Raw genomic sequence first — 6,686 nt, forward strand, 5'->3', positions numbered from 1 at the left:
TGGCGATGGATTGCCACTTGGCCTGGCGGCGGTGAAGTTCTGGACGAGAAAGCGGTTCAAGGGGGCTTCGGAGCTCAAGCGCCATATCAATCCCACGCGCGTACCGATTGAGGAAAAGGAAAGCTGGCGATGGCTGGAGAATATGCGCCAGTCGACCGAGCTTCTCGACGATCCTGTGCGTTGCATTCACATCGGCGATCGGGAAAGCGACATTTACGAGCTTTTTTGCACCGCATACGATCTTTGCACCCACTTCCTTGTGCGTACCTGCGTTGACAGGCTCGCGGGAGACGGTCAGTACACGATCTCCAAAGCCATGCAGCAGGTTCAGGTCAAGGGGCTCCACCGCGTCGAGCTTCGCGACGCGAAAGGCCGTCTGATGACCGCGACGCTCGAACTGCGCTACCAGCCTATGACTGTTCTGCCACCCATCGGCAAGCAGAACCGTTACCCTGCGCGACAGCTAACAGTCCTGCACGCACACGAACGCGATCCGCCGCCCGGGCGTGCCCGCATCGAATGGAAGCTGATCACCATCCTGCCGGTCCGCTCTCGTGCAGAGGCAATCGAAAAGCTCGACTGGTACGCAATGCGCTGGAAGATCGAGACCTTCCACAAGATCCTGAAATCGGGCTGCAAAGCCGAGGAGTCTCGGCTTCGTACAGCCGACCGGCTAACGAATCTGATCGCAATCTTCTGCATTCTGAGCTGGCGCATATTCTGGATTACCATGCTCGGCCGATCGGCGCCGCAGGCCGGCGCCGAACTCGCGTTCACGCACACCGAAATCGAACTGCTTGAACACATCGTTCACGATACGCCCCACAACGCGCAAGCTCCGCCGCTCGTGCGCAACGTTATCAGGCTCGCTCAGCTCGGGGGTTACCTTGCGCGCGCCAACGAGCCTCTGCCGGGCAATACCGTAATGTGGCGCGGGATGCGACGTCTGACAGACATCCAGATCGGCTATGAGCTTGCGCTAAAAAGAAGTGGGTAATTGCAAGGCTGGCGCCTCGCTTACCATCGCATTGACGCGCACCGAAATCGAACTACTCCAGTGCATCGTTCACGACACGTCCCACAGCGCCCTGGCTCCGCCCCTCGCGCGCAACGTTATCAGGTCGCTCAGCTCGGTGGTTATCTTGCGCGCGCCAGCGACCCTCTGCCGGGCAATACCGTTATGTGGCGCGAGATGCGACGTCTAACTGACATCCAGCTCCGCTATGAGGTCGCGCTAAAAGAAGTGGGTAATTGCAAGGCTCGGGCAACGCTTACTGCATTTCTTAGCAAATGCGCTTCCTCTCAGCTAATGCGTCGCGAACGCTTTAAGGCAAAGCTGATCAAGTCCACCGGGCACGTGGCTCAAGCGTTATAGGGCTCAAGTGCAACGACATAGGCAAAGGCAGGAAACGATGAAGCAGCAGACGCTCGCAATGGCAGCGGATCAGGGCGCGGGATTTGAGACGCGACGCAAACGCACGCGGCGCGACGAGTTTCTCGACACGATGAATGCGATTGTGCCGTGGGCGGAACTGTGCGCGGTGGTCGAACCGTACTACCCGAAACGCGGTAATGGGCGCCCACCGATTGGTCTGGAGCGCATGTTGCGGATTCACCTCATCCAGCATTGGTTCAACCTGGCGGACTTTGCCTGCGAAGTAAGCGTGGCGGCAGCGACGTCTTGACTGGAGATCGTGATTCTCCGGCTGGGCTGCGGAGCTGATTGGCGACGACCCACGGTGTGAGTTCGTCGATACGGTTAATCGCGTGGTCGGCGATTCGTGCGAGCACGAAGCGCAGATACGCCTCTGGATCGATACCGTTGAGTTTTGCGGTGCCAATGAGGCTGTAGATCGCGGCGGCACGTTCGCCGCCGGAGTCTGCTCCAGCGAACAGATAGTTGCGTCGACCGATGGCCACCCCGCATAGCGCGCGTTCGACTGGCAGGTTATCGATTTCGAGCTGGCCGTCATCGCAATAGCGTGTGAGCGCTTCCCACCGGTTCAGCGCATAGAGGATCGCCCGACTCGTATCCGATTTGCGCGAGAGCGTCTCCAGCGTCGTTGTGAGCCACGCGTGGAATTAATCGAGTAGCGGCCGCGCATGCTCCTGGCGATGCGCACGGCGCTGGTCGGGCGGCTTGCCCTGATTGTTTCCTCAATCCTGTATAGCGCGCCGATACGCTCAAGCGCCTCGGTGTTCAACGCATTCGGGCGCGCTGCGTGCAGTTCATAGAACTGACGTCGAGCGTGAACCTTATGCCGAGCTTGGCATAAAGGTTCATTATCCCGAGTTGCGTTTTATGTGGTGAGGCGGTTGGCCGGCAGCGGACTGTCGTGATCGGCGTGGCGAATTTCTCGGCATAATATTCGTCGCGACGCTGCGCGAACAGGGTGTCCAAACGGGGGCAAGCATGCAGATCCCGCTGCGAACGCGATCGAGTGTCGAGCACTATATCGCCAGACGCGAATGGGTCACGGCGAGTCTCGAACATTGTCCGTTGCACCCCTCGGGCGGATGCGGCTTTGCGCGTCATGGCACCTACCGCCGCGCGACGCCATTCGGGACACGCATCGCGAGGTGGTACTGCCCTCTGGGACACAAGACCTTCAGCCTCTTACCCGATTTCCTCGCTGCAAGGTTGCCTGGACTGCTCGATTCAATCGACTCTGCCGTTGCATGCGCGTCAAGCATGCGAAGCATAGAGGCCGCGGCCGATGCGCTGCGATCGGATGACGTGAGTTTGCCCGCAGCCGCACGCTGGTTACGCCGCCGTCTGCGAGCGGTTCAAGCAATATTGCGTGCGCTCAACAGCCTGTCGGGAACGGTCGGCGCCAGGCAATCGGAGCGGAGCGACGTATGTGGTTCACTCTTCGAACTGCGGCGCACACTTTCGCACCATAGCCTCAGCAAGCTGCCGGCGCCACTGCGTTTCTTGCCATCATGCCTGGATGCGGGGCGTCACAGCTCGGCTGTCCAACAAGAGTCGGGGCATGACAGCAGTCACGATCGAATTTACGGTGGATCTGATAAGAGCGAGGGCGCCGAATGCGACATCCAGCTGCCGATCCCTACCCATTCGGGGCATCTCCGACGACGTCCGAGATCGTTCGCGTGTGGCAAGACGACCGTTCCGTAGGAAACGGCAGTGCCATGCTGTACCTCAGATGGATACGGTTTTTCAGGGAATACTGTGAGCGGTGCGGGCTCGACGAACGCGCTCAACTAACTCGAGATGGTGCCTGTCGATTTTCTACGTGGTACGCCCGAAGGCACGGCGTCAGCACGGACACAGCAGCAAACGCACGGACGGCTCTGTACGCTCTCAATCGGGTTTATTACGTGCTGGGACGGGATCCTCCGCGTTGGCAGCACGCGCCGGTTACCGCTCGCCCGTCAACCGCGTTGCTTCGCTGATATGAGGACTACCTTGTAACACATCGCGGTAGCCCGGCGGCAACCGTACACAAGAAGTTGGCCCACGTCGGTTACTTTCTACGGCATCTGCGCGTTCATGAGCGAACTTGGCGTTCGATGACGCTGACTGATGTCGACACGTTTCTCGTCGACTGCAGCCGTCGCTACGCGCGGACCACTACGGCCGACATTGCCTGCAGCATCCGCTCCTTCTCGCGTTTCCTGTTTGCCACAGGACGTAGTTCCCGTAACCTCGCCGATTCGGTAATCGCTCCAGTCCAACCAAGATACGAGCAGCCACGCCGAGCTCTGGCATGGGAGGACGTTCAGCGGCTACTGGCAGCCGTGGACCAATCAAATCCGCACGGCCTGCGCGACTACGCCATGCTACTGATGATGGCGACCTATGGATTCGGCGCTGGCGAACTGATCCGCTTACGACTGGACGATATCAATTGGACCGCCTCGACGTTGCAGGTTCTGCGTCCCAAGACCGGCGCGCGCTTTACTCTGCCACTCTTACCAGTCGTGGCGAAGGCACTGGTTCGCTATCTTCGTGGTGGAAGGCCTCCACATACCGCGACCCGATATCTGTTCGTCCAGTTGAAGCTACCATTCGCACCACTTACGGCATCTTCAGCTGTCTGGCATGTCATAGCCAAACATGCAGTTGTAGCCGGACTGACGGCACCGTACCTCGGCAGTCATGTGCTGCGACATTCCCATGCTGCTCGCCAGATCGACCTCGGGGCAGATCCGCGAGTTATTTCCGAGATTCTCGGCCATCGCGACCCGGGCTCCATCTCGGCATATGTACGTATCGCAACGGAGACCTTGCGCGACATCTCCCTTCCGGTTCCATCATGAGAACGTTCGTGACAGCGGCCTGTTTGGCGCACGACGTTGAGAAGTTTCTCCGATTTCGCCGTGCGATGGGTGTGCAATATCTGCGCGGTGAGTTCGTGCTCAACGGCTTCATCCGATTCGTCGCTGAACAATGGGGTTGGCAATCCGAGGTCGCCCTCGATGAGGCTATCGGACGATGGCTGTCGCGCATAACCGGCCGTAAGCCGGTCACGGTGGGGCTGGAATTCGGCGTAGTACGGCAGCTTTGCATGTACCGACGTCGAGAGGATCCATCCGGATATGTGCCCGAGCATGCGCTCGCGCCGGTCAAGGAATCGCACTATATCCCCTACATTTTTTCGCACGATGAAGTGACCCGGATGCTGCGGGTGGCGAGCATCCATCATGGTCGATGGATCTGGGCACCGATGCTGCGCACGTGAATGCTGATTCTGTACTGTACCGGCCTGCGACTGGGCGAAGCAGTCCGCCTGCGAATGGACGATGTGGATCTAAAGCGCGGTACGTTCCTGATCACGCACAGCAAGGGACGATCGCGTATCGTTCCATTTCGCCCCGACCTCGCGCGAGAGTTGCGTCAGTACCTTCATGTGCGTCACGAGATTCTCGGACGTCTCGGCGTTAGCGAGCCGCGAACATTGTTCATCAGGCTTGATGGTACGCCGCTCACCGTGAAGTCAGCGTCCGATGCGCTCCGTCGACTGCTTCGTCAATTATCTATCAAGCCACCGGCAGGCCGGGTCGGCGCCAGACCTTATGAGTTTCGCCACGCCTTTGCCGTGCATCGGCTCACGGCATGGGCCGAAGCCGGAGCCGACATGCATGCAAAGCTCCCGTGGTTGTCAGCGTATCTGGGTCACCAAGATGTCCTCGGTACCGAGGTGTACCTGAAGGCGACACCTCACCTCCTTCAACTCGCCAGCCAACGATTCCTGCGTCATTTGCGCAACGCGGGGGCCGTTGAATGAAGACCCTACCATCGGCCGCGTTGTTCACGCGCGTCGAGTCATTCTTTACCGATAACCTTCGAAGCATGCGAGGCGCGAGCGAACACACCGTCCATGCCTATCGCGACGCGCTGAAGCTGTACTTCGAATTCGTGGCCACGAACAAGCGATGCAGTCTTTCGGCAATTGCGCTCGACGACATGAACGCTGAGACCGTCAGCCAGTTCCTGGTTCATCTGGAGAAGGATCGCTCGAATTCTGCGGCGACACGCAATTGCCGGCGATCCGCCATCCGAAGCTTCTTCAGGCATCTCTTGCGTACAGACATCGTGCACTCGCAGCAGTATGCTCGAGCACTTGTCATTCCGGCGAAGAAGGTGCGGCATCGTCCCGCGACCTATCTGGAAGCCGAGGAGGTACGCACACTTCTCGCGAGGCCCGATCCGAGAACGGTTGATGGCTGTCGAGACTATGCGCTATTGTTGTTTCTCTACAATACCGGCGCACGCGTTAGCGAAGCAGCAGACCTCTGCTGGCGCGACTTGCAACTGGCCGCACCTCGGCAGGTTCGTTTGCACGGTAAAGGTCGCAAGGATCGTGTCCTGCCGCTTTGGCGTGACACCGTCAATGCGCTGCATCGCCTCCGGATGGGCGCTCACCCTGATCAGCAACCGCACGTCTTTCTTAACCGTCGGGGCGAAGCATTGAGCCGCGATGGGATCGCCTACATCCTGCGCCGGCATGTGCAAGCCGCCGCACAAGATTTTCTTGGGCTGGCACGTAAGCGGATCACACCGCATGTCTTGCGACATAGCTGCGCCGTCTCGCTATTACAGTCTGGCACCGATATAACCGTGATTCGCGACTATCTTGGCCATGTGAGTATCGCTACGACCGGACGCTACGTTGCAACCAACCTGCAAATGAAACGTGATGCGCTGGAAACGTTCTGGCAGCACGCAGGAATTCAGCCTGCCAAAGCGAAGCCCTGGAAGCCCACACCGAACCTTCTGGCGTCTCTGAACTCTCTCTGACTTCCGAGATTTATGCCGTGATCGGCGACGCGTAACAGCTGACCGCACAAAGGCGACGCCGGCTGACTCGGCATAAAACTCAACTCGGGATAATGCGCCCAACAGGCCGCCTCGGTGACGCGCCCGGTTTCGTAGATGGCCTGGTAGCCACCGTATGCATCGGCTTGCAGCGTGCCGTTGAATGATTCCAGATGCTGTCGCGGATGGATTCCCTTGCGATCCGGCGTATAGGCGAACCACACCGCCGGCGGCGTCATGTCGGCCGATGCACGGTCATCGCGCACGTACACCCACAGGCGACCAGTCCTGGTCTTGCCGTTACCCGGTGCAAGCACCGGAACCGGCGTGTCGTCGGCGTGCAGTTTCGTCGCCGACATCACGTGACGACGCAGCGTTTCAACGAGCGGCTGCAGCAGCGTCG

At 59.4% G+C, this 6,686-nt stretch carries 5 protein-coding genes and 4 pseudogenes; 7 read left to right on the forward strand and 2 right to left on the reverse strand.

Features of this window, described 5'->3' with window-relative positions; translation table 11 throughout:
* Positions 1–997 (forward strand): IS4 family transposase (locus tag GCT19_RS40435; protein WP_152854981.1); only part of this gene is annotated, 997 nt, incomplete at its 5' end.
* A 415-nt stretch (positions 998–1,412) separates the two neighbouring features.
* A pseudogene (locus tag GCT19_RS40445) lies at positions 1,413–1,658 on the forward strand (transposase); the annotation flags it as partial.
* Here GCT19_RS40445 and GCT19_RS40450 read toward each other — a convergent pair.
* A pseudogene (locus tag GCT19_RS40450) lies at positions 1,633–2,252 on the reverse strand (IS66 family transposase); the annotation flags it as partial. The pseudogenes GCT19_RS40445 and GCT19_RS40450 sit on opposite strands and share 26 nt — an antisense overlap.
* A 1,177-nt stretch (positions 2,253–3,429) precedes the next feature.
* Between GCT19_RS40450 and GCT19_RS44720 the strand changes: the two are divergent.
* From GCT19_RS44720 to GCT19_RS40470, 5 genes and pseudogenes are all read left to right on the forward strand, one after another.
* Positions 3,430–3,636, forward strand: a pseudogene (locus GCT19_RS44720) (tyrosine-type recombinase/integrase); the annotation flags it as partial.
* A gap of 48 nt (positions 3,637–3,684) precedes the next feature.
* Complete coding sequence (locus tag GCT19_RS40460) at positions 3,685–4,284, forward strand: site-specific integrase (RefSeq protein WP_375792065.1); 600 nt, start codon at positions 3,685–3,687, stop codon at positions 4,282–4,284.
* Positions 4,281–4,706 (forward strand): hypothetical protein, encoded by a 426-nt coding sequence (locus tag GCT19_RS44140; protein ID WP_026229161.1) that lies wholly within the window; start codon positions 4,281–4,283, stop codon positions 4,704–4,706. Before GCT19_RS40460 ends, GCT19_RS44140 begins: the two co-directional genes overlap by 4 nt.
* Positions 4,707–5,252, forward strand: coding sequence for a tyrosine-type recombinase/integrase (locus GCT19_RS44145; RefSeq protein ID WP_018437920.1), 546 nt, complete (start codon positions 4,707–4,709; stop codon positions 5,250–5,252).
* Entirely contained in the window at positions 5,249–6,265 is a 1,017-nt protein-coding gene (locus GCT19_RS40470) for a site-specific integrase (protein ID WP_152854983.1), read from the forward strand. Before GCT19_RS44145 ends, GCT19_RS40470 begins: the two co-directional genes overlap by 4 nt.
* A 92-nt stretch (positions 6,266–6,357) precedes the next feature.
* Here the strand turns inward: GCT19_RS40470 and GCT19_RS40475 are convergent.
* Positions 6,358–6,686 (reverse strand): annotated as a pseudogene (locus GCT19_RS40475) (IS66 family transposase); the annotation flags it as partial.

It is taken from the genome of Paraburkholderia atlantica (assembly GCF_009362785.1).
In the GTDB taxonomy this organism is placed as follows: Bacteria; Pseudomonadota; Gammaproteobacteria; order Burkholderiales; family Burkholderiaceae; genus Paraburkholderia; species Paraburkholderia atlantica.